The organism is Chitinophaga sp. (assembly GCF_035538455.1).
Classification (GTDB): domain Bacteria; phylum Bacteroidota; class Bacteroidia; order Chitinophagales; family Chitinophagaceae; genus Chitinophaga.
Map to the genome: position 1 here is coordinate 1 of NZ_DATLKJ010000054.1, position 22,167 is coordinate 22,167.

General features: G+C 44.7%; 25 protein-coding genes. 22 read left to right on the top strand and 3 right to left on the bottom strand.

Going from position 1 to position 22,167, the window contains the following annotated elements; genetic code table 11:
* The first annotated feature begins 464 nt into the window (after window positions 1–464).
* The 8 genes from VM802_RS06855 to VM802_RS06890 all read left to right on the top strand — a co-directional run bounded on the left by VM802_RS06855 (window position 465) and on the right by VM802_RS06890 (window position 6,672).
* Complete coding sequence (locus VM802_RS06855; RefSeq protein WP_325529077.1) at window positions 465–665, top strand: hypothetical protein; 201 nt, start codon at window positions 465–467, stop codon at window positions 663–665.
* Window positions 666–675: 10 nt separating this feature from the next.
* Window positions 676–1,077 carry a DUF6915 family protein gene (locus VM802_RS06860; protein ID WP_325529078.1) on the top strand — a complete coding sequence of 134 codons (402 nt, stop codon included), beginning with the start codon at window positions 676–678 and terminating at the stop codon, window positions 1,075–1,077.
* Entirely contained in the window at window positions 1,074–1,724 is a 651-nt protein-coding gene (locus VM802_RS06865; protein ID WP_325529079.1) for a hypothetical protein, read from the top strand. Before VM802_RS06860 ends, VM802_RS06865 begins: the two co-directional genes overlap by 4 nt.
* Window positions 1,725–1,732: 8 nt before the next feature.
* Entirely contained in the window at window positions 1,733–2,434 is a 702-nt protein-coding gene (locus tag VM802_RS06870; protein ID WP_325529080.1) for a hypothetical protein, read from the top strand.
* Between the two features lie 34 nt (window positions 2,435–2,468).
* On the top strand, window positions 2,469–2,720 hold the full coding sequence (locus tag VM802_RS06875; protein WP_325529081.1) for a hypothetical protein: 252 nt from the start codon (window positions 2,469–2,471) through the stop codon (window positions 2,718–2,720).
* A gap of 461 nt (window positions 2,721–3,181) precedes the next feature.
* Window positions 3,182–4,489, top strand: a complete 1,308-nt coding sequence (locus VM802_RS06880; RefSeq protein ID WP_325529082.1) for a hypothetical protein — start codon at window positions 3,182–3,184, stop codon at window positions 4,487–4,489.
* A 347-nt stretch (window positions 4,490–4,836) separates the two neighbouring features.
* Entirely contained in the window at window positions 4,837–5,010 is a 174-nt protein-coding gene (locus VM802_RS06885) for a hypothetical protein (RefSeq protein WP_325529083.1), read from the top strand.
* Window positions 5,011–5,568: 558 nt separating this feature from the next.
* A complete protein-coding gene (locus tag VM802_RS06890; protein WP_325529084.1) occupies window positions 5,569–6,672 on the top strand; it encodes a terpene synthase family protein in 1,104 nt (367 codons plus the stop codon).
* Window positions 6,673–6,697: 25 nt separating this feature from the next.
* Here VM802_RS06890 and VM802_RS06895 read toward each other — a convergent pair whose 3' ends face one another.
* Window positions 6,698–8,422, bottom strand: a complete 1,725-nt coding sequence (locus VM802_RS06895; RefSeq protein WP_325529085.1) for an ATP-binding response regulator — start codon at window positions 8,420–8,422, stop codon at window positions 6,698–6,700.
* 634 nt (window positions 8,423–9,056) lie between these two features.
* Between VM802_RS06895 and VM802_RS06900 the strand changes: the two genes are divergently transcribed.
* From VM802_RS06900 to VM802_RS06950, 11 genes are all read left to right on the top strand, one after another.
* Window positions 9,057–9,515, top strand: a complete 459-nt coding sequence (locus tag VM802_RS06900) for a JAB domain-containing protein (protein WP_325529086.1) — start codon at window positions 9,057–9,059, stop codon at window positions 9,513–9,515.
* Between the two features lie 96 nt (window positions 9,516–9,611).
* On the top strand, window positions 9,612–10,133 hold the full coding sequence (locus VM802_RS06905; RefSeq protein ID WP_325529087.1) for a hypothetical protein: 522 nt from the start codon (window positions 9,612–9,614) through the stop codon (window positions 10,131–10,133).
* A 435-nt stretch (window positions 10,134–10,568) separates the two neighbouring features.
* Window positions 10,569–11,054 (top strand): hypothetical protein, encoded by a 486-nt coding sequence (locus VM802_RS06910; RefSeq protein ID WP_325529088.1) that lies wholly within the window; start codon window positions 10,569–10,571, stop codon window positions 11,052–11,054.
* A 217-nt stretch (window positions 11,055–11,271) separates the two neighbouring features.
* Window positions 11,272–11,568 carry a hypothetical protein gene (locus VM802_RS06915; protein ID WP_325529089.1) on the top strand — a complete coding sequence of 99 codons (297 nt, stop codon included), beginning with the start codon at window positions 11,272–11,274 and terminating at the stop codon, window positions 11,566–11,568.
* A 272-nt stretch (window positions 11,569–11,840) separates the two neighbouring features.
* Window positions 11,841–12,248 (top strand): plasmid mobilization protein, encoded by a 408-nt coding sequence (locus VM802_RS06920; protein ID WP_325529090.1) that lies wholly within the window; start codon window positions 11,841–11,843, stop codon window positions 12,246–12,248.
* Complete coding sequence (locus tag VM802_RS06925; RefSeq protein ID WP_325529091.1) at window positions 12,233–13,765, top strand: relaxase/mobilization nuclease domain-containing protein; 1,533 nt, start codon at window positions 12,233–12,235, stop codon at window positions 13,763–13,765. The genes VM802_RS06920 and VM802_RS06925 overlap by 16 nt, the downstream gene beginning before the upstream one ends.
* Before the next feature lie 34 nt (window positions 13,766–13,799).
* The gene (locus VM802_RS06930; RefSeq protein ID WP_325529092.1) at window positions 13,800–14,540 is read left to right on the top strand and encodes a YWFCY domain-containing protein; all 741 of its coding nucleotides are present in this window, start codon (window positions 13,800–13,802) and stop codon (window positions 14,538–14,540) included.
* Window positions 14,507–15,814, top strand: coding sequence for a type IV secretory system conjugative DNA transfer family protein (locus VM802_RS06935; RefSeq protein ID WP_325529093.1), 1,308 nt, complete (start codon window positions 14,507–14,509; stop codon window positions 15,812–15,814). The genes VM802_RS06930 and VM802_RS06935 overlap by 34 nt, the downstream gene beginning before the upstream one ends.
* A 148-nt stretch (window positions 15,815–15,962) precedes the next feature.
* Window positions 15,963–16,433: a hypothetical protein gene (locus tag VM802_RS06940; RefSeq protein ID WP_325529094.1), complete on the top strand. Its 471-nt coding sequence runs from the start codon at window positions 15,963–15,965 to the stop codon at window positions 16,431–16,433.
* Window positions 16,434–16,781 (top strand): hypothetical protein, encoded by a 348-nt coding sequence (locus tag VM802_RS06945; protein ID WP_325529095.1) that lies wholly within the window; start codon window positions 16,434–16,436, stop codon window positions 16,779–16,781.
* Between the two features lie 36 nt (window positions 16,782–16,817).
* A complete protein-coding gene (locus tag VM802_RS06950; protein WP_325529096.1) occupies window positions 16,818–17,318 on the top strand; it encodes a hypothetical protein in 501 nt (166 codons plus the stop codon).
* Between the two features lie 830 nt (window positions 17,319–18,148).
* Here VM802_RS06950 and VM802_RS06955 read toward each other — a convergent pair.
* Both VM802_RS06955 and VM802_RS06960 read right to left on the bottom strand, forming a co-directional pair.
* Window positions 18,149–18,385, bottom strand: a complete 237-nt coding sequence (locus tag VM802_RS06955; protein WP_325529097.1) for a hypothetical protein — start codon at window positions 18,383–18,385, stop codon at window positions 18,149–18,151.
* A gap of 6 nt (window positions 18,386–18,391) precedes the next feature.
* Complete coding sequence (locus tag VM802_RS06960; RefSeq protein WP_325529098.1) at window positions 18,392–18,922, bottom strand: hypothetical protein; 531 nt, start codon at window positions 18,920–18,922, stop codon at window positions 18,392–18,394.
* 417 nt (window positions 18,923–19,339) lie between these two features.
* Here VM802_RS06960 and VM802_RS06965 point away from each other — a divergent pair, with 417 nt between their 5' ends.
* Genes VM802_RS06965 through VM802_RS06975 form a run of 3 tightly spaced genes read left to right on the top strand, consistent with a single transcriptional unit; the run spans window position 19,340 to window position 22,093 of the window.
* Complete coding sequence (locus VM802_RS06965) at window positions 19,340–19,813, top strand: hypothetical protein (protein WP_325529099.1); 474 nt, start codon at window positions 19,340–19,342, stop codon at window positions 19,811–19,813.
* Between the two features lie 36 nt (window positions 19,814–19,849).
* Complete coding sequence (locus VM802_RS06970; protein ID WP_325529100.1) at window positions 19,850–21,118, top strand: hypothetical protein; 1,269 nt, start codon at window positions 19,850–19,852, stop codon at window positions 21,116–21,118.
* Between the two features lie 54 nt (window positions 21,119–21,172).
* Window positions 21,173–22,093 (top strand): hypothetical protein, encoded by a 921-nt coding sequence (locus VM802_RS06975; protein WP_325529101.1) that lies wholly within the window; start codon window positions 21,173–21,175, stop codon window positions 22,091–22,093.
* Window positions 22,094–22,167 lie beyond the last annotated feature (74 nt).

Genomic DNA, 22,167 nt, shown 5'->3' on the forward strand with positions numbered 1-22,167 from the left:
AGGCATGAGTGCCGGTGTCTCCATGCCTGATATAATAGATACAAATTCCGGCAATCAGGACTAATCCTGAAAAAACTTGGTTCCCCCTTTTTTCGTTACGGCTTTCCCGTTAATAGTTACCTACATACCTGCTGCGGATCCCGGCAAAATAATTATTCCAAAAATCCATCCGCTGGTTACCTGTTTAAACTTTTAGCAAACCTACGCACCCGTTCCGAAAGCAGATCCCCTGCGCCGCAGCCTGCTGCTGCGGCTTGCCGCGGGTTTGAAAAAAAATCTCCACCGCCGCGGGCCTCCTTCGGAGGGCGCCTGCGTCGCCGCGGTCGTATTTTTTTTCAAAGCGATCTGCCATTCGGCCCTGGTTGCGGGGCCGGCCGCCAAAAGTTTAAACAGGTAACCAGCGTCTGCCAGTAAGCTGCTGGCACTGAAGAGACCCAGCAGGTCGAAACGTAAAATGATTAGTTATGAAAAAAGCAATGTTAGTAACAGCCACTTTCACAATGCGGGTAATTGTCCCGAAGTCCGCATCGATAGCAGAAATTATCCCTGCCGCCTATGCGCGCCTCATGCAGAGCCTTCCACCGGAACATACGGACCTTGTCCTGGAAATATCCGAGCATCCGCAGGCCCCATCGGATAGTGAAGAAATATCTCTGGATATCTAAATATTCTATTATGCATTATTACGATCATGCACTTCTTAGTTCGTACAAATACGGTTGTACCGTCGATGATACGCTTCGGCTTCACCGGCTGATGGATTCTTCCAAATTCTTTTTCCCGGCCAGCCAGCACCGGATGTTCTCGCACAATTGCTGGTTTATCCAGGTGCTCACAGAACTGGTAGGGGATGTAGTGGAAAATAGCCTCAAACGGGAATTTATGTCGGTACGTGATATTCTCTATGAGCATTGCCGGGAAGATCATAACGGTCATGTACCTACGCCGGCGGACTGGCTGCAATGCCTGCGTTTCGAGGTCCCGGAGCAGCACCGTAAATGGTTCAATAGCCCACGCAGCAGCGATAAGGTACTGTTGCAGCAAATTCGTGAACAAACTAAAATCAATCTTTTATGAGTACGAATGAATCGTTGATCGCTCGCTGCGACGAGCTGACCAAAGAAGGCGCAGGCCTTCGGATTACATGGACAGGAGGCAATGACAGTGGCTGGTTTGAGCTGATGTTGGGCGATGAGGTCAAAAACCAATTGGACCCGGTTGAAGAAGCACTGATTTCTTATGTGGAAAGGCAATTGGGTTACGGCAGTTTTGCTGGTTCGTACAGCACGACAGGCAGCCTGGACTATAACACGCAAACTAAATGTTTTGAAGGTACCGATCAGTACGAAGATAGTGATCTCGAAACCGCACCATGTAGTATCCCTATCCGGATCCCGGGAGAGACCTGGTTCGACCGGGTAGAAATTTCTGCGGAGCAATACGGTGAGGATCAAATTGATGTCTCCGTGAAAATATGCATCGATAATGGTCCGGTAACGGAACAGGTCTCTGTGATGGAGCAGGTGCTGGAATCGCTTTTGAAAGACGCGTTTAATAAGGCCATATCCGAGTTGGAAGACTACGAGGGGCTGGATACGGGTTGCATCCTTAATTATGATCAATTTAGACCAGAAGATGGAGGCCATGCTTTTTTATTGAAGGAGCTGACGTACCATCGGCATAAGCTCGATATCCAGGAAATAATTATTTCACTTGACCAATGAAACAGGTTATGAAACAAGCATTTGATATTGCTACATCGACATATGCGGTTTCCAGGCTTTCCGGCTATGGTATTGAGGAAGCCATGCGGCATTGGAAAACCAGGTTCGAAAGCCCCGATGCTTTTCGGCGCGAGGTGATCAAACACCCATTATTGGAACCATTGGGTATTTATATAGCCCGGCATTGGGATGATACCCAGCCGATATCTGTCCAGGAGGCGCTCATGGAATCGAACCTGGAAAAGCGTCGCGTGATGTTCGATTGTATCGGGGTTACCCGCTTATTCCAAAAACTTAATCCCAGGTTACTGGACCGGCAGGTGCTGCAAAAAGATCAAACCCGCTGGGATAAAGACAATAATCCTTACCCGTACAGTTACGAAGATGTCTACGAGCTCTACGTGATCGATAGGGAGCATTTGTTCCCCGACAGAATCCGGGACAATTCCATGAGGATGGAAGATGTCTATGCCGTCCGTTGCTGGTGTACCGGGAATACTGGATCTATGTTCCCCCGGAGGCGGTCTTCCCAAATCGCTGGAATACGGATCCCGCTACTGCGGATGCTATCCAGGCGATTGCCTGGACGATCCGGATTGGGATCAGTTTTCCCAAACGCATCTACCGGCAGGGAGATATCATTATCGTCGAAGCCTCCGAAACATCCTTACCGGTTGCACCTTACCATCTTTCCAAAAATCAGTACCTGACACTCATTTATTCTGAAACCTGAAATCTAATCATATGAAAGCAAATAAAACAAAGCACCTAGTATTGGGTGATGCAGTCGCATCCAGTCATAAACATGTACTTGAAGCTGTGTCAGACTTTGAATTTGACCGGGAAGAAAACAGTATCATGTTCCTGCTTGCAGCAATGGGCATTCTTACGCATGATGAGCATGACCGGATGGTCTTTTCAGCAGGTAGATTTTATCGTTATAACCAGGTTGAATTTAACCCGATGGATGGTAGGGTTACCCGTGTGTTCGACTAGCGGGATTATTCGGGCGGGAGAGGAACGATCCTTTCCCGCTTTTTGATTTTTATTGTTTTTAAACCTTCGCAATATGAAACTATAATTGTCCTGTCAGTTTATTTATCCTATTCACCCCTTTTTATAAATGCATTTACTTATATTAGTGATGCCCGTAGTATTTCAAGTACAATTGGTTAACCCTTATTTCTTCATCCCTTTGAAACAAGCATTTTATGCCCTACAATTCCCCATCCATTTTCAGAAATTCGCTGTTCTTGTTTTCTATCTGTTTATTGCTTTTTTTTGCCTGTAGAAAAAATGCCTACCAGGATAATCAGGTAGATCCTATTTCCGAGATTAAAAAAGCTTACCGGCAAACGAATTGGCAGCAGCGGTTATCCGATCCTTTCAATGATACCCTATCCCTGGTTTGGTCACCCGATTGGGATGCTTATTCCCAAAAGAAATCAGCGGATGGAATGACGGTTTTCTTTGTTCCACTTCAGTCAATCCTCCGCAATAAGCGCAACCCAGGTCAGCATGACCAGATTAACCAGATTAGTTTCCAGCAATATTTGGTGGTTACCAATAAATCGAATAATTATACCTTTCAACGGATAAGCTATTACCCTCAGTATCGCTTGAGGAGTCGGATTACCGGTAAAGATCTAACCTTCGACTATGACCGCTTCACCGGTTATTCGGTAGCGGAAGACGCTGGCGGATACCATAGGATAAGCTACTTTAGAATTGGAAACCTGGTATTTGATGGCGGACGTCGCATCAACAATCCTGTTGATATCCATAAATCATTTATTACACCGCAGGCAAAAGCCGGTCCCGGGTTTGATACCGTGGACTTAGGCGCACTCAATCCTAATCCGGGGATTTTACCCGCTGATCCATTGGCTAGTGAATGTTTTACACGATGTGTATGGTTCTCCACTTGTGGCATTGGTGTATGGAATGTAGTAACGACCATTTCGGCACCCAAAGAACCATGCACCGAGCCCAGGAATATTGCATGCGATAATGATCGATCTTTCGTATGGCTGTTAAATTATACCCAGAAATTCAATTGCATTATACCGGGAAAAGATCCGAATACTGTGCCGCTTCCGCCTGGTGATGGCGGTGGAGGGGGAGACGGTGGTACCAATAGTCCGAAAGGTGGTACCCGTGGTACAGTAACGGTTCAGGAAATTTCGAACCAGCTGAAAAGCCCCTGTTTGATATCTGGTCTTCATATGGCCCTTAATAACGATCTTAAAGACCGGCTCCAGGATATGATCTGCAGTATGTTTAGCCGCAATGATAAGGTAAGTATACAATTTACGGAAGCAGCACTCCTTGATAAAGACGGTAAACCGGATTATGAGACAGATGGGGATACACAGGGCAGTGGTTCCCCCAACGGAGAATTTAAGAACTTAACGGTTACCCTGAACACAACCGCCTTACAAAATGCCACCCTGGAATATATAGTGGCTACTATCTATCATGAAGCGATACATGCCTATTTGCACGCTATTGATTTCGATAGAAATTTATCCCAACATAATGAAATGGGATTTACCTATATTAACAGGATGTCCATGGCCATTAAGGAGGCGTTTCCGAATATAAGTCCTGAAGATAGCTATGCACTCGCATGGGGAGGGGTCCATAAGTCCTATTCCTGGATCGATATTCTAAAAAATGCACCTGATGCGGCAAAAAATATCCTTGATATAAATGATCTTTACAAGTACAGAGGAGGCGGAGGTAAAGGAACCCTCTGTAAATAATAAAAACGAACACCATGACCATGTATAAGCATATGTTTATTCTTACAATGCTCTCTTTATTTCTTTCCCAGGCTGTTCATGCACAGGAGGAAACGGAAATCCAGCATTTCCGCAAAAGCTTTTGGAAAGGGTTATCTATTCCAAGGGAGATCTCACATAGCGGGGAAGCCAATTTTTTCTTTATCCTGATTAAAATAGAGGATGGGAAAATAGCAGATACACTATCCTTTTCCGCTAATACGCCAGGGACTATAAAAAGCAGGATCCAAGCGCTTTATCCGATATTTGCTGGTACCAGGTGGGAAAAGGTTTTTCCCAGGATCGTCGGGCAAAAAAACGCCTCCATTATGCTACCCTTATATTACTACCCGATCAGTTGGTCGCAGCAATCACATGTAAGTCAATTTGGTTCAGCCCTTAATAAGGCGTTCGACGGTATCGATATGAGCAGTGGTTATTTTATTTTATCACCCATCGTGTATGAATTCAGTGAGCCGCAGAAATTCAGGCTTAAGTCATAATTAAGATTGGACTTTGCATAAAATTCGAAAAAGACCGTGATCATAGATCATGGTCTTTTTTATATGGCAATGAACAAGAAATATATCCCTGTAAATCTCCCTATAAATTAACTTTCTTACCAAATTATCAAGATGACTTGATAAAAGAAGACAAGCTACCAGCTACCTGTAGTTACAATCATAGTGTTCACCTAATTATACATTAAATCTGCCAAATTAAAAATCTGCATTTTACCCGCAGCCTGATTTCATATATTGATTTCCTAAGATTTGTCCATTTTAGCTATTTTTACTGATACCACTTTAGTGGGCGATAAGCCTGGAAAAGATGTATTGCATTGCTACGCTGGCTGCAGATTCCTTGCCGCTGCAGGCGTCCATCGTATATTAATATAAATAGCCGTCATCCAGAACCCGGGCGGCTGGCCTTCCTTTCATCCGACTGTCCCATGTGAAGCCATTAATGTACTGTTCAGATGCTACGTTGGTAATTGCTGTATGAATGCCTTGTAAAAACGATAGCCGCACTTTTTTTCTTAACCAATAAACCCATTTATTATGATTATCCGCAATGTTGCCGCACCTGGTGTAACCAGGTTGCGCCGTAAGTATTTATCAATGCTTAACTCAGGTGAGAAACTATCCCTGCATGCCTTATTTAAAGGCGCCTACCCGGATATCGCGGACTACAGCAGCAGGTACCGGCCTAATATCAATAATTCGCTCCTGATCGATAAGGTTAAGCGGTGGGCGACCAGGCACAAGATCTGGCTTCCAAATGGAGAGCATTATCTGACCTGTGCGACTTACCTGTTCCCCGAAGCCGATTACCAGCGTGGCATTTTTGCTGTGGAAAATTGTGCCGTCGATTACTACCTGAATGAGACCGTTGGCCGCGATGTCTTTAAAAATCTACCACCGCAGCAGCAGCGGGACATTGAGTGCATCATCCAACGCATGGCAAATTTGCCGGGACAGTTTGCCCTGGACAAGGATGCCGCTCCTATAGAAGTTGCCAATTATCACATGCTGCGTGATATTGAGTCTACTTCCCCGGCACAATGGTTCCAGGAGTTTTTACAGATGTACAGCCTGCATATAGGTATTACCCACCAGGATACCAGCTCCCTGGGTCTTCATAGGGTACCCTCCGTATCGGAATATATCGAACTGCGGCTGCATACCAGCGGTATGCCGCATATACTGTTGCTCATCGAGTATGCAGGGGGACAATTTCTGGATTGGGACTGGCTGGCATCCGCAGGCCTGGATAAGGAGATACGCTCCATGCAGTTGGATGTGTCCCTATTCGGCGCTTTGAGCAACGATTTATTCTCGTTTGAAAAGGAAGTCATCGATCAATTGAGCGATACAAATCTGGTCGCAGTGTATGCGCTCAACCATCCGGCTCTTACGCTACTGGAATCCATCGAGCAAGTGGCTGGCATCGTGCAGGGACATCTGGCGGGTTATTTTGCAAGCCTGGACAAAGTATTGGCTATAGTGGATGCACTGCCGGCACGAGATCTGGATCGACAAGAGCATATGCATAAATACCTGGATGGGGTGGCCCAATGCGTGCAGGCAAGTTGGATATGGCAGGTATATACCAAGCGATACAAACGACCGGTTTCCTTATTCGAAGAAACGGTATTAGCCTGATCCGCCGGTAACGAATAATACCGGCTTATCCTTCCGACGCCGGGGCAGGTATCAGCTTATGGAGCAATTCCCTTAACTGTTCGAGTGAATAAGGCTTTGTGAGCACACCATCCGCCCCGGCATTTAAGATCTGTTCCCGGGTCTCGGCGTAACCCATGCCGGTGGCAACGATCACCGGGATATTACTAAATGAGGGATGCCCCTTGAGCCTGCGCGTTGTTTCTATTCCGTCCATGTTCGGCATTATATAATCCATAACAATAACATCCGGCTTTTCTTTATCAACGGTTGCCAATACCTCTATACCGCTGGCTGCACAGATCACTGCACATCCGGCTTCCTGTAACATCCGCTCCAGCAAGGCGAGGTTCAGCCGATCGTCATCGGCAATCAGTATTTTGTAATTTGGGATCGTCTCGATTTGCCAATTGCTATTTGGGATATCAACCTCCCTGTCCGCGCATTCATTCAGGGGTAAGAGCACAGAAAAGCAGGTGATAAAATTTTTACTGGTTACGGAAATACTCCCACCCATGCTATGGACGGCATTTGCGCAGATAAACATCCCCAAACCTGTACTATCCTTGCCTTCCTTCTGTTTATTGGTAAATGGATCGAATATCCTTTGCAACAAAGACTCGGGAATAGTATCTCCGAAATTAGTGATGCGGATATAAACTTGTTTGACGATAACGCCAACATCAACGGTTATGATGGAATCTGGAAAGGAATATTTGAGAGCATTGCTGATCAGGTTGTCGATGATCTCACGGAACCGGAACACATCAAGCTTGACCGTTTTAGGCAAGTTCTCCTGAATATTCACCCTGAATTTCAGCTTACTGGCTTTAGCAAGTACCTGGTCTGTCGCAATCAAACTATTTACTAGATGTTTCAGATTCACCGGTACTTCCATTTTTTCCAGGGATTTTCCCGCCTCCTTGCTGGCCATGTTCAGGACCGCATTTATGATTACACTGGCATTCCGTGTAGCGCGCCGCATCATTTTGATTAGTGGATTGATGCTTCTGATACTTCGCTCCAAGTGGATTTCCCGATTGATGAGCTCAACAATCTGTTCTGATTTGAGCAGTTCATTGCGCAACTCATGCACCACCGAGCTGTAGAACATGGTTTTGAAATGATTGGTTTCGTTCAGTTCCTTATTATCATCCCATGCGTGCTTATAGGTAGGCTTAGCGATGAATAAGATCAAAAACATCACACCAGTAATGGCCAGGCTTTGCAGCACGCAAGCGGCAGTATTGCTTACTTCGATGATGTCGGAATAGAAATAACTGATCTGTAACAGGATCATGGTGACGATAGCTCCGGCCATACAAATTTGGCGCAATAGCTTTTCGCGAAAGATCAGGTAGATGATTGCAATTAAAAATAGCACCATAAAATGTAACTGCAGTAAGGACCCCAGCATGAATGCAAAGTAGGTAACTGCTGCATATTGAAGGAAGAATAGGACCAGAGCAGCGGCCTTATATTTACGGTAATGATTTAAGATGAGCACCAGATTATTGATAAAGAATTCAATCACCACGGTCATAAATATGTTGCCACTGCCCGTGAAGTACAAGACGACCGGGGCTATAAGCAGGATACAGGCACTGATTCCCAGGCTAACGCGGTTAACGAGCATAGTCCTTTTGACCTGGTCTTCATCGTCCAGGAGGAATGTTCCGATCCGTTGTAATTTAAATAGTAAGGAGCCTTGCTTTGGAAGGGAAAGGTTCATAGTATTGATTGAGGATACGTAAAAAATCGGGCGATTGTTATTTTGAGCTTTATCCTTATGCTTATCGGTTATAAATTTAACAGTTGTAGCAATCCGAATTGTTTTTCAATATACACATTTTTTAAATACAATTTTCTTTCGGTACCTGATCGTCATTACTATTTACAATCTGTAGGTATTGTCAGAAAGTATTTCATCCATGCGGTTTTACCCGTCCTAAATTTTCTTGCCATCCTACCCAAGCGACTACTAAGTCACTTTCCTTTAATAGTAATTTGAAAGTTTAGATTTCCTTCAGGGAAAGTTGCTCCTGCCCTTCAGATTCTTTATTTTAAAAAGTAATGTGGAGCCTGATTCTGGTTCGTAATAAGGATCAATTTTACAGATTGTACCTGTAGCTACCCTAAAATGTTACCCGGCAAGGAAGGGGAGCGCGTACCGATCATGCTTATGGCACGAAGCTAGGCCCGCGGCATCGGGGCAGCCAAAAGTTTTCGGAATAAATCAGGGCCGCGCCCAGCGGGGGCGCGTGCGCGTGCGTCGCGCGGCATTTATTCCGAAAACTTTTGGCCTTGCTCGCCGCGGACCGCGAGGGCACCATAATCAAAATCGTTCACGCTGAAAAAAAGTGATTATGGAAAAGAATTGGAAAATCGATTGGTCCGTTACGGAAATTCAGTTATCCTACCTGCCGGGCGACAGTCCCTGCTTAACAATCCATAAGTCAGCCGATGCCTATGCAGTCTTTAAATGTAATTGGGACCCGGGCACGATCTGCTTGCAGGAATCCTTCAAGATGCTGCTCCTGAACAACGCTAACCAGGTGTTGGGCTTGATCCATCATACCACCGGTTCGGTAAACCGTTGCGTAGTCGACATCCGAGTACTCGCCGCTGCTGCCTTGAAAGCGAATGCGGTCAAAGTGATCATCGCGCACAATCACCCGGGGCAAAACGCAAATCCCAGCAGCCAGGACCTGGTCCTATGCCGCAAGATCAGGGAGGCCTTTGCATTACTGGACCTGGAGCTGGCAGATAACCTGGTAATTACCCGGGACGCTTATTATTCCTTCGCCGATAAAGGATTGCTATGAGGAATTGCTCATAACCTTCAAATTGTTTATTTTAAAATAATCCGGAACCTGATCCTGTTTTTATCAGGTACAATTTTAATGATTAATCCTAATGAGATGCTGGTATTTAACAATACAGGCCTTGGCGAGCTTCAGCTCGGAAAGACGATTGAACAGATTCCTTTTCTTCAGCCATTCAATGATGCTGACCGGAAATTATTTCTTCCGAGCCCGGACTCTGAATCTTGGTACAAGTACACGGGTGAGTGCTCCGGCCTTGGGGATGGGAAATTTTTCAGTTTCCCGGCGCAGTCCATTTACCTGAGCGTAAATAAAAATTGTATTGCAAACCATATCTGGATTCATCCTAATACCCCGGTGATCGGTATGGACATTGCCGAAGGATTGCGCGGTATATACGGAATACCTTCCACCACTGCTGGAGGCATGGGTAACCTGCAGGGGACCACCAACTACACCTTTTACTTTTACGTTACTGCAGACAAATCGGTCCAGGTAGCCTACCATAGGGTATTCAATATCGATTATTACGGACCTGAATTTATTTCTTTCCATTTTTTAAAAGATATGGACGCCCTGTTCCATTATAGATTAACCTATCGCTCCTGGAAAAAATAGATCAAACCTAGGACACTTCTGAAATCCCTGATGCATGGTCCCTGACGAGCGGATTGGCGCTTTACTTACGGTTCATGCTCCACCTCCATATGAATTCCGACTTGCCTGTGTGCTTGAATATTATTCCTACTTACCCAAAGCGCCGCTAATTCATGTGCATGTTTTGGGCTCCCCATCCTGTCGTTGACAATTGATAATTGTTACGGTAAAATGGCCTGAAAAAAATTTGGGATAACGAACAGATATTGTTATGCCACAAAGATAGCCGTCCGGCTGCGGGAGTGCGCTTCGGGGGCGTCGCAGTAAATAGTGGTGCCCGCATGCGCGGGCGGCTACTGCGTCGCCTGGCATTTACTGCCGTTCCCCCAGCGCGTGCCGGCCGGCCGGCTGACCCCGCTCCATAACAATATCTGTTCACGTTTTAAACCGGAAGTTATGGAACAAAAACAAAGCAAGTTTCAATTTACGATTCAATCCCTGCTGTATCTTCAGGCCAACGGACGGATTACAGGACCGATGAGCCCTGTATTATTCGCCCAGGAAATGGCCAATCATTTACAGTTCGAGTATAACCGGCTCGTGCGGATCCGTTTCGATGATGAAAAAATTTTCCAGGTATACGAAGGGGATGAGGAAAAATACCTGACCGGACATGATATACTGGTCATCGGTGAAATTTATTCAAACGATACCTGGCTAACTATGTTTGTCGATACCGGGGTATCAGGTATTCCTGTCGCTATGGCCTTTGCATCGGAGCGCCCGGTTTGTCCCTCCGGACCTTACAGCCGCGCAGACTTTGCCCGGAAGCTATCGACGGAAGAGTTGCAGGAAATCTTTGACTATATCTTCGATCATCCGGAGTGCATGGACATCCATAAGCAGCATAAAGATGATGAGGATAAAATTATTATGGTATAAAATACCTGCTTCCTATTGACAAATTTTATATCATTAGCCTATTGTTTTTCAGTATGACCTATGAATGATTCAGCTGATGAATCTGTGCAATGCTAATTATTTTATTCGCCCCATTAGGGGATTATGATTTCTTTAACGCAAATAATTGCTGCGTATGATGATAGCCTGTTGAAAAAACTTTTGTACCCGACCGCATCTTTGTGCCAAATCGAGGCGTATGAAAAGAAGTGGTCCGATGCTGAAAGATATTGAAGCCTACTTTAATGAGCGTGGGCTTTCAACGGTGGAATCCGAACAGTTCTTTAATTTCTACGAGTTGCGGGGCTGGACAAATGCCCGTTGCCAGAAGTTGTCCAATTGGAAGCTTGCTGCCGCTGCCTGGGTCAGAAGTATCCAGCGGCAGTACCCGCAACTGGTGCGTCCAGGTCACCAGGCTTCCCTAAAGTCCCAACATAAGCCGACGGAAACACTACCGATCCGTCCGCTGATCCTGGTCATTCTGCTACTGCACTAGGGGTGTTATTTATTAAAAGTGCGTTCCGTTTTCCAAGTTTTTCGAAAATGGTTTTGTGTTTAGTCAGGATGGATTACTGTCATTTGTTTTAACAAGTATTTTTTAATAGAAACTTTTCCGCAGGATTTTTTGAAGGAACAATTTCGAAAAACATGAAAATGTGACGGATAAATCTCTTCTCCTGTGAGAAGAGCGAGATGACCACTTGTTTCACAAGTGAGCGGGTTTTGCTGCGGTTTTTTCAGGCGACAGCCTAATAAAATGATGTGCATATGGATCGTGTAGTACAGCAGAAAGGTATGGGTAACAGGGACAGGTGGCTGCATGTCCGGCTTACCGCTACAGAGTATGAGCTGGTGGAAAATCGTTATCGCCGCTCGGACAATAAGTATATGTCGGCGTACCTGCGGGACCTGCTATTGCGGGGTAGCTACCGGGTAGTCCATAGGGATGGTACCCTCGAAGCGGTGGTCCCGGAACTATCTGCGTTGCATAAAGACCTGGAAAAAATGGCAGCCAATTTCAACCAGGTGGTGAAAAAAGTCAATGCTGCTTCTACTGGTTTGCAACTGAAAGTATGGGTTATGGAAGTGGGCAAGCAGCAGCGGGAATTCCTGGCACAGATGGAAAAGATAGAAGTGCAGATCGGTAAAGTAACGGAGCGATGGTTGCAAAAATAAAGTTCGGTAAGCATATTCCTGGAGCGATAATCTACAATGAGCTGAAGGTTGCTGCCGGGCAGGCCCAGTTGATCGGGGCATATGGCTTTCACCGCAATGCCGATAAGCTCAGTTTGTACGAGAAGATGCAGTTCTTCAAAAAAATCACAGAGCTCAATCGCCGGGCTAAGACCAATTGTATCCATATTTCGCTGAACTTCCACCCGGAGGATGTCATCGACAGCGCGAAGATGCGGGAGATCGCAACGCAATACCTGGAAGGCATCGGCTTGGGTGATCAGCCCTGCCTGGTCTACCAGCACTGGGATACCCGCCACCCGCATACGCACCTGGTGACCACCAATATCGGGTTTGACGGTAAGCGCATTCAATTGGATAATATCGGCAAAGGTATCGGGGCGGATGTACGCAGGCGTATCGAAACGGACTTCGACCTGATCAAAGCGGAGGGCCGGGGACGGACTATGACTACCGATAAGGGAGACGAGCTTAGCCCGGTGGTTTATGGCCAGGTCGCAACGAAGGCATCTATGGATCATATAGTCAGCACTGTTATCCGCAGGTTCCGGTTCGAGAGTCTGGAAGAATTCAATACCATTCTTTCCAATTTTAATGTTTTTGCAGATGCTGGCCTGCCAGGTACGCAGCTTAATAACAGAGGCGGGCTTCAATATTTTATTGTGAATTCATCAGGCTCTAAGGTAAGCGTGCCCATAAAAGCAAGCCTACTGTCCGGCAGACCCACTTTAAAATTCCTGGAAGGAAAATTCCGCAATTCCAGTGCAGCTGCCATTGATTTCAGCGGCCTGGTTAAACGTCGCATCGACCAGGTCCTTTTCGCAAATAAGATAGCCGGTGAGCAGCATTTTAAGGAACTGTTGCGCGACCAAGGGATTTATGTGGTGACTTCTCCAGGGCATGCACTTGCTGTCGCCGGCTCCTGGGCCTTTGTCGACACCCGGACCGGCAGCTTGTATCGCAGCGAACAATTGGGAGCAAACTATTTTGCCGATCGGCTGCGGGGCCGTATTGCCTACAGTCAGCGCGTCGATCCCAGGGAGCGGGAATGGAACCATTGCTATATTGACCAGGTCCTTTCCGAAACGGATTATAAAAAGGGGTTTGCTGCTGTGCTCAATAGCTGGGCGATGCAGGGCGTATTAGTTAAATGCTGGCGGGATAAAAACGGCCAATTGAAATTTAACATTGGCCATGTCCAGGTGGATCCCGGCAATTGGTGGCCGGCAGATAAAAAAATATCCTCCTACCTGCAGGCGAACCATTACCTGGAACCTGCAAGCAACCTTTTTTACCAGGAATTTCTGAACCGCAATCCTAAGCAAGCGATCACCCTGGACCGGGAAGCGGCGAACCCGATCCTGGAAGCTATGGAAAAGTTGGGACGCTTTGTCTTTTCTTCCATGGCCGATATTATTTCTGTATTGCTGGAGTCTTCCGGTACTACAACGATCTCCCCGTTCCTGATGCAACAGCGAAAGCGGAAAAAGAAATTGTAACAGCGCCCGATTGTGAACAACAAAAACGTGCAGTATGTCTTCCAGTGGCGAAAACGCAGAAGCCTTGCGCCGGACTATCGACTTTATCCGGTTCAGCAGCATCTTTGTTCTGATTATTCATTTCTATGCGCACCTGTACCCGGCGTTGGAATATTGGGGTTTAACGATCCCACTTCTAAAGAAGGTGCTCCTTAACCTATATAGCACAGGGCTTACCAAACATTTTCATACTTCCAAATTGTTTGCCCTGGGACTGCTGGCGATCAGCCTGATTGGCAGCAAGGGAAAGATCGATCCAAAGATCAGTAAGGGTTTGATCGCACAGTTGTTATCTACAGGCGTGCTGTTTTATTTCGGCAGCGCATTGATCCTTTACCTTCCGATACCGCTCACAGCGAAAGCAATGGCCTATATAACGGTAACGGCTATGGGGTTTTTATTGATCCTGGGTGGCGGAAGTCTGCTTTCACGCTTGCTGAAGGATAAACTGAGTGGAGAAACCTTTAATACACTTAACGAGACCTTCCCACAGGAGGAACGGTTGCTGCAAACTCCTTATAGCATCAATCTTCCGGCGCGATATAACCTGAAAGGGAAAATAAGGAACTCCATAATAAACCTGATCAATGCTTTCCGGGGCGTGCTCGTGTTAGGCAGCCCCGGATCCTTAGGAAGCGATCCGGTAAGAGTTATTTCCTCATCCGTCATTTTATCACGCAGCACATCAGTAAAGGTTTTACCATGCTGGTGTATGATTTCAAGATGCCGGATCTGAGCATTATTGCCTATAACGCGCTGTTAAAACATAAATCGGTTTACAAAAAAGTCCCGAAATTCTGCCTGATCAATTTCGATGATCTGTCGCGCAGCCACCGTTGCAATCCGCTCGATCCATCAGCGATGGTCGATATCACTGATGCCATCGAATCCGCCCGCACCATATTGCTGGGATTGAACCGGTCCTGGATTTCTAAGGCTGGGGATTTTTTTGTAGAGAGTCCAATCAACTTCCTGACAGCGATCATTTGGTTTCTGCGCCGCTACAAGGACGGCGCTTATTGCACCCTGCCCCATGTCATCGAGCTGATGATGCTGGAGTATGATCTGCTGTTCCCGATCCTTTTGACAGAACCGGAGATCACGGTTTTTGTCAATCCATTCCGTTCCGCGTACCTCAATGGTGCTTATGAGCAATTGGAAGGACAGATTGCCTCCACTAAGATCGGTATGGCACGTCTTTCCTCACCACAGCTGTATTGGGTGATGAACGGCGCCGACTTTAGCCTGGACATCAATAATCCTGATGATCCAAAGGTATTATGCCTTGGAAATAATCCGCAGAAGATCCAGGTCTATGGTGCCGTACTTTCCTTATATGTCAGCCGGCTCATCAAGGTCGTCAATCAGAAAGGCAAGCTGCCATCGAGCCTGATCTTCGACGAGTTCCCGACGATCTATGTCGGTGGCTCCACAGGCATAGATACACTTTTGGCGACCGCCCGGTCGAATTTGGTTGCTACTACACTGGCCGTCCAGGATGCGGCGCAGATTCGAAAGGACTATGGTAAGGAACAGGCGGATGTTATATTGAATATTGCCGGCAATGTGATCAGCGGGCAGGTTGGCCCCGATACGGCCAAGATCCTTTCCGAACGTTTTGGGAAGATCCTCCAAGAGAAGACCTCCCTTTCGATTAATCGAAATGATACCAGTATAAGTAGGTCCACGCAATTGGACTATGCGATACCTGCATCGACCATTGCCTCTTTGTCATCCGGTGTGTTTGTCGGAACCGTGGCCGACAACCCGGATCAGAAGATCGAGCTCAAGAATTTCCATGCGGAGATCATAAATGATCATGCAGCTATTAAGGCAGAAGAAGCGGGCTATAAGCCGATCCCCAAGGTTTGTACCGTCACTCCCGAAATGGTAACGGACAATTATGAACGCATAAAGTCGGAAGTGCAGCAGATTGCGGTCGATGTCATGGAGATGATCCGTAATACCCCTGAATTATCATACCTGCTGGTAAATCAAAACGGGGGATAAAAAAATAGTACTGGGTTGCAAAATAGGAGGGGCCTGGGTTTGGAAAATGCATTTTTATAACTGCAATTTTGCAATAGAAAATTTTTCCTGCCGTCCCACCCATTTACACACCCGCCATTTTATTTTTCAAACCTATAAACCAAGATGTATGAATTCTTTTGAAAAAGCTTTTTGCTTCCGTATGGTCCTTAGCGTATTTATTTTCTTCCAGTTCGCAATGATTTCTTGCAGGAAAGCAGATGTACGTGACACTTCGGGTAATAACACTTTGCCCGGAGTGCGGCCGCAGGTAGAAAGCCTGTGGGGCGAGACGGCTAACCCGGATAATCCTTATGACTATGTAGGCCTGCTGCATAACCAGGCAATGGATTTCATTGTAAACCGGGAAGACAATACGGAAGAAGCGAGTTACATTGCTGTTGCCGCGTTTTCGCAACAAGCATTCAGCGTGCCCCAGCAGGCAGGTGTGATCCGGAAAATGCATGGGTGGATCTTTTCTTATCCTATGAAAGATTACCGGAAGATGATAGGCGTGACCACGGGCTCTTTTGCGGCAACAGAAGCTGCCAACAAACTATTTGGTATTATGCTCAGTAAGTTCCCGGCATGTTACCGCTAGATGGAAAGCTGCGATTTAATCACCGCTTACGAAGCGGATATCCTTAAAAACAAAAACTTATCGCCCCTGGAAAAGGAGTGCTTACTCATCACGGCATCTATTGTCCGATACTCCACCAGCTGGTGGGCTACCCGCTACCCGGAGGAAGAGCCAGGCGCCGAAGGGCGGCCCAATAAAAGAGGCTTGAAGTTCTTGGCAATGGGATTGCACGACAGCATCGGGGCATGGTTGGGGTTTAATTTTCCCGGGGCGTACGAAACGGAGGACCAGATCAAAGGCGCAGTAGAAGGCGCAGCGGACTGTAGTGGCTGGACCAAGGATCAGTTTTACTTAGTGCCTGAATTTTAATACGATTATTGTTTACCCGGACTTAAATTATTTGTTATGATGATCAAAAACTATTTTATGTTGACAATGATGGTGCTGTTTTGTCATTGCACAAAGCATCAAGCTGTGGAAATGATGAATCCAAGTGCTATAAGTAGTAGCGATGCACAGCAAAAAATAATTCGCGAAGTTGTTTCGCTTATCCGGCAAATGGATATGGTGATGGACTTGGTGTTAATAAATGAAACTACTGGAAAAACGCTGGGCCCATACTTGGGAAACTGGGCAGGGAAGGAGTTTGTGGAAAGGATATTCTGGCTTGATTTTGCGGTGCATCCAAGAAATCTACAGCGTTTGGTGGGCACGATAAAGCGGGACCTAGACTTGATCGATCAACAGGTTCGGGTATCGCATGAATTAAATGAGATGGAGAAGCAGCAGCTTGTGCTAACAAGTATGCGCATACGAAACACCCTGTCCGGGTATGAAGAGGGGCAATCGATCAGCTTTGAACAATTTCATTACCAGGTATTCCCCAATGTCATTTTCCATATTTAACAGAACTGATATTTATAAGGGAAAATAGTTTTTATGTCAATCTTTAAGTTGGCTGATCTATACAGCAGCATGATGAGACTATTATACAGTAATCGATAATTTCCTTCAAACCTAAATTGGCAGTCATAAAACCATATATTATATGGTAGATTTGACCTACTCTACAGCTATTGAATTGCAATATTCTTATGAATTTGTTCGATATATGAAGAATTGCTTTCTTGAAAGGGTTTCGGATTTCAATGATCTTGTTAATGGATCGCTCGACGTTGAGAAAATTGAACTAGATTTTATTCTTTGAATATTACCTAAATGATATTGATCATTCTATTAAACTTCATTCAAATGACGAAATCATTGCACAGCCTACTCTCACTAAGTCAAAACCGAAGGTGAGAAGGCAACGAAAAAGCACTGATTAATTTTGTTTCAATCTGGTAAGTTGCCACAATTTTTAAATACCAATCATGAATTTCAATTTCGGTGCTCTTTGATTCAATGACTAAGACCTTAAGAAAAATTGAATGCATAAGAGTTGAAATCAGAGTCCGAAATTTTAAAGAAGAATACCACCAGGAAAAGAAAGAGAAGAAGGCATTGAGCCTCCTTCTTTGTTTGAGAAAATTGCAAGCAGAACATTGGTTGCCGTGGTAGTAAATTTGAATTATGGATATTGAATTTAAGCTATTGCAGCTAAATTGATACCACGAAATAAGGTACCTTGGTAAACGGAAATTACATAAACATAAAATTTGGAATATATCCACGGCCATTAAATTAAATATTACAAGCTGGCTGGACACCGGCCAGTCTTCTTCTCCAATTAGTTGTCAATGAGGATCTTCCTTAACTTGCTTGTCTTTTTTAGATTTTACAGCGCCGCCGCCCCCCGCGCCACCGTTTTCTACTGGTGCTTTACCATAGATCATTCCTGCTTCACCTTCTCCGAAAATAATAGGGCCACCACCACCTCCATGACCACTTCCTGCGGGCACATCCGGCACACCTGCATGACCGCCGCCACCTCCACTGCCACCATTACCACTACCCACGCCGGCACCAGCCATACCACCTTAATAATTCCCACCGCCCATTTTCGGATCATTACCTCCCACGCTGTGATGGCCTTTCGCGCTGCCTTCACCTTTGTTACCTTCCGGAGTTTGTGGTGGCACAACTATGGGCTTCGGCTCAGGAGGTAGCGTGTCAATACCGATATCTGAGCTGGTGAACATTATTCCTATGAATGTAAGTGCATTACCTATTTTTACAGTTGCTACGCCGGCTTTCTTCAAGGCTTCCGTAATAGCAAGTTCCGCGAGGTCCGCTGCAAGACCCGCCATCATATCCTGGGTGAATTCATTACCGGCATCTTTATTTTTCTCCAGCGCTTTGTTAACTAATTGGGCATCGTCGATAATTCCTGGAACGCCGAAGCCGCCAAATAATAGGAACGCAATGGCCTCGCCCGTCTTGGGATAGCGAGCCTTGATACCTTCACGTGCCAGGCTTTTCAGAATATCGATGGTAAGTGAGCTATCGCTTTCAGCGATCAGTGTGACAGGTTGTTTACCTGTACTTTCAATAGTGATTTTGTTAGGCATAAAAAACCATTTTTGGGGGTATTAAATTTATCGAATATAAATTATATACAAAAGCTGTCGGGGTATATAGGAGATTGCAAATTTCACAATCTGGATAGAGACGCCGGGCAACTTAATAACCTTGCCACAGTATGGAGACCCTTGCATTGAACTCATCACTGTTTGATTATTACAATTTGTAAGGCAAAACAGTTCGCAATATGGCAATCTAAATTTTTAGAAGCTCAATTTTTCTTTATTGATTAATAAATGGTTATATTGTCATTGTATTTCCCTATAAACCAAATTACTATAATGCTACCCCAAGATCAAACTACATTGCAGTATCCTAATACGCTTATGAGGATATTCCGGGAATCAGTCCGGAAAGTTCCTCTGCTTAAATATGCCTGGATCGTTATAGCTACTATCAGCATCTTGGCACTGATAGCTTTGTTTAGGTTGGAAACAGCTTCCGTCTTTTTTTACGCGATAGGGGTGATCCTGATCAGTTTCCTGGGATTTGTTTTTTCTTATATGATTAATCCCAATGATTATTTTACAATGTGTGTACTACGGGCTATAATCGCAAGTATCGGCATTGTGATTATTGCATTTATTCTAGGATTAGGTGCATTCATTTTTATAAAACAACCTGATTTCTATTACCGGATATTCCCGGAGGTAAAACAGGTAGTTCAGCAGAAAGATAATGATAGCCTAAATGCCCCCACTGCTACACCAGCTGCTGTGAAGGACAAGACCCATAATGATGGTATAGATATACATACCGAAGGTGGCCCCGCCTTCGTTCAAAAAAGTGATTCTGGCACGCAAGTACAGAATGTTACATTTAATAATGGATCGCAAACGGATACATCCAAACATTCCAAAATGATAAAGCGACATTAATCAATTATTTCCCTCATTCCCCTTAACCTCATTATTATGAAAACAGTTATTGTTTTATTTTTTACTATTGCTTCCTACTCTTTGTATGCGCAGGAAAAAGCGGTTTTAATTCAGAATAATGTTTATGGAGACAATATCCAGAATATTACTAATAGTTATAAGACAGTTGTTAAGGTAATCCGCGAGGAACAAGATCGATTTATGCTGCTTTCCGGTATCCGTATAGCAGAGAAAGCGTCAGATAAAGCCCTGCCGGATTCTATCCGTAACAAATGTACCCGCTTATTTGAGCTCTGCGATCAGAGCCTGAAAAATCCCAACCAGTACTATAACAATAAATCTGTGATTTCCGATCTATGGAATGAAATTACCGGGTATCTGTTCGTCAGGCTGAAAATGAATGTTACCGATTCTGCAAGGGTAGTGTATGAGCAAGTCAAAATTCAGTATTTTAATGATCAGTTAGACTCACTGAAAAGTGCTACCGGCAGCGCTTATCGCAAAGACGCACTGGAATATTTCAATGAAATCTTGCATGGTGAAGAGCGCGATACAACTAACATTAAATTGCTGGCTAAAGAGGAGCGGAGGTTTCTCAATGCAATCCAAGAGGCGTTAATCGTCAGTAATGATAATAATACCATTGATAAGATTTTCCAATTATATCCAATTACCACCAAGCCGGAGACGAAATTGGAGGAAAAACTCAGAGATATATTCAATAAAGCATTAAATAGTCAGTTAATGACTATTTCTGATTATGCCGGGGATTTGCTTACCGAGGGATACAAAAGTTATTTACTGCGTGAGCAGAAATTCCATGGACCATCGCTTGGACAAAGTAAGGCTATTTATAAATACATTATTCAGGTCTCTGATAGCAGATCCATTTCTATAAACGTTATGTTATCCCAAGTCCAGCTTTTTGAACGGGGCATATTAAATTGCAATAATAAAGGTATCAGGGAGGGCTATAACTGGAGCGCTAAGGATAAGTATGTTCAGCTAATTCCCGTAAGAACTTTTAATAGTTCACTGAAGGAGCTGATACTATCATCCACATTGCAGGAAAAGGAATTATCGGACACCGATCTTTACTTTTCGGTTCGGGCAATCGCAATTAGCGGTTTTTTCTATAAACTGGAAAAATTCAAGGCAATGCAACCCGAAGGGAAATGGATGAACAGTGGGTTTCATCTTCAGATAAAGGACCTGATCACGGAAAATCCATTACTGATTGTTCCGGCAAAATTCGATCCATGTACGCTATTCGCTCCATTCAGCGACGATAAGCGCTGGAGATAGGCTGGACTATGCTATTATACTATTACATGTTTTCTTGATCAAATTTAGTTTTGAATGACATTACTTGGACATAATTATTTCCTGGATGCTTTCCGGTCATTTGAAAAGTCTGTATTTGCACAACAGAACCGGCTTTCAATTGAGCAGTCTATCCATGACAATGCCATTCGTCATGCAATGAAAAATTTTTCAGACCCGGTTGGTCTTAATTATGAATTATTTGGCAGTATTTCATTTGTCCGTGATATAACTGCGGATCAAGATGCCACCTTTGTTCGTCCGGCTCATGATTATAATGTCAACGTTAAACAGTATGAAAGCGTACTTAATGAGAATAGTAGTTTCCAGGCGCTGACAGCCATTCATAAATCTTGGGAGCTATTGGACGCATTCCTGAAAAATAGCCTGGCTGCCATATTATTGATCGATGATGGATTACGGGTTGCAGAACAAACATCGCCATCTGTAGTTACCTGGGAGTATTTCCAATCAATCGTTCGTAAAAGGAATATTTCCTTCAAAAAAATTACTGGTTACGATGAACGAAAGGATTACCACCATTTCAATATTCATGGTATTGTGGATTTTCTTTGCCGGCGCTATCCTGAATTAAATCGACAAATTAACGATGCAAATTGCTGGAATTTGAATTATGTATCATTCCTGGAAATGTGCGAAATCATCCGACATGCAGAAGTACACGCACAGGGGATTATCAAAAATGTCTCAAAAGTGAATTTAAAATTACTTTCCGGCTTTATGAATTACCGGGAAGAAGGTAAATATATACTTCTGCAACCCTCTATTTCCCAGGCCTCCTTGATATGTGAGCGCATTAAAGAGTTTTCGTTTATGCTTACCAAGCAGCTTTCCTTGCTATATCGTTTACCTATATTGGATGAGATCGAGCATTTTAGCCAGGAACAGCAACGGCAGGAGTATGAATTCCTGCTCTCACGCCTAAAGGAGGAGTAAAAAGAAAATCGCTACAGACCAAGTGTGCGATATGTGCCAGCTAATTTTTGAACCATTGTCAGATTAAATATTAG

Coding starts and splice junctions, on each gene's coding strand:
- VM802_RS06855 (WP_325529077.1), top strand. CDS start 465: ATGAAAAAAGCAATGTTAGTAACAGCCACTTTCACAATGCGGGTAATT.
- VM802_RS06860 (WP_325529078.1), top strand. CDS start 676: ATGCATTATTACGATCATGCACTTCTTAGTTCGTACAAATACGGTTGT.
- VM802_RS06865 (WP_325529079.1), top strand. CDS start 1,074: ATGAGTACGAATGAATCGTTGATCGCTCGCTGCGACGAGCTGACCAAA.
- VM802_RS06870 (WP_325529080.1), top strand. CDS start 1,733: ATGAAACAAGCATTTGATATTGCTACATCGACATATGCGGTTTCCAGG.
- VM802_RS06875 (WP_325529081.1), top strand. CDS start 2,469: ATGAAAGCAAATAAAACAAAGCACCTAGTATTGGGTGATGCAGTCGCA.
- VM802_RS06880 (WP_325529082.1), top strand. CDS start 3,182: ATGACGGTTTTCTTTGTTCCACTTCAGTCAATCCTCCGCAATAAGCGC.
- VM802_RS06885 (WP_325529083.1), top strand. CDS start 4,837: ATGCTACCCTTATATTACTACCCGATCAGTTGGTCGCAGCAATCACAT.
- VM802_RS06890 (WP_325529084.1), top strand. CDS start 5,569: ATGATTATCCGCAATGTTGCCGCACCTGGTGTAACCAGGTTGCGCCGT.
- VM802_RS06895 (WP_325529085.1), bottom strand. CDS start 8,422: ATGAACCTTTCCCTTCCAAAGCAAGGCTCCTTACTATTTAAATTACAA.
- VM802_RS06900 (WP_325529086.1), top strand. CDS start 9,057: ATGGAAAAGAATTGGAAAATCGATTGGTCCGTTACGGAAATTCAGTTA.
- VM802_RS06905 (WP_325529087.1), top strand. CDS start 9,612: ATGCTGGTATTTAACAATACAGGCCTTGGCGAGCTTCAGCTCGGAAAG.
- VM802_RS06910 (WP_325529088.1), top strand. CDS start 10,569: ATGGAACAAAAACAAAGCAAGTTTCAATTTACGATTCAATCCCTGCTG.
- VM802_RS06915 (WP_325529089.1), top strand. CDS start 11,272: ATGAAAAGAAGTGGTCCGATGCTGAAAGATATTGAAGCCTACTTTAAT.
- VM802_RS06920 (WP_325529090.1), top strand. CDS start 11,841: ATGGATCGTGTAGTACAGCAGAAAGGTATGGGTAACAGGGACAGGTGG.
- VM802_RS06925 (WP_325529091.1), top strand. CDS start 12,233: ATGGTTGCAAAAATAAAGTTCGGTAAGCATATTCCTGGAGCGATAATC.
- VM802_RS06930 (WP_325529092.1), top strand. CDS start 13,800: ATGTCTTCCAGTGGCGAAAACGCAGAAGCCTTGCGCCGGACTATCGAC.
- VM802_RS06935 (WP_325529093.1), top strand. CDS start 14,507: ATGCTGGTGTATGATTTCAAGATGCCGGATCTGAGCATTATTGCCTAT.
- VM802_RS06940 (WP_325529094.1), top strand. CDS start 15,963: ATGAATTCTTTTGAAAAAGCTTTTTGCTTCCGTATGGTCCTTAGCGTA.
- VM802_RS06945 (WP_325529095.1), top strand. CDS start 16,434: ATGGAAAGCTGCGATTTAATCACCGCTTACGAAGCGGATATCCTTAAA.
- VM802_RS06950 (WP_325529096.1), top strand. CDS start 16,818: ATGATGATCAAAAACTATTTTATGTTGACAATGATGGTGCTGTTTTGT.
- VM802_RS06955 (WP_325529097.1), bottom strand. CDS start 18,385: ATGGCTGGTGCCGGCGTGGGTAGTGGTAATGGTGGCAGTGGAGGTGGC.
- VM802_RS06960 (WP_325529098.1), bottom strand. CDS start 18,922: ATGCCTAACAAAATCACTATTGAAAGTACAGGTAAACAACCTGTCACA.
- VM802_RS06970 (WP_325529100.1), top strand. CDS start 19,850: ATGAAAACAGTTATTGTTTTATTTTTTACTATTGCTTCCTACTCTTTG.
- VM802_RS06975 (WP_325529101.1), top strand. CDS start 21,173: ATGACATTACTTGGACATAATTATTTCCTGGATGCTTTCCGGTCATTT.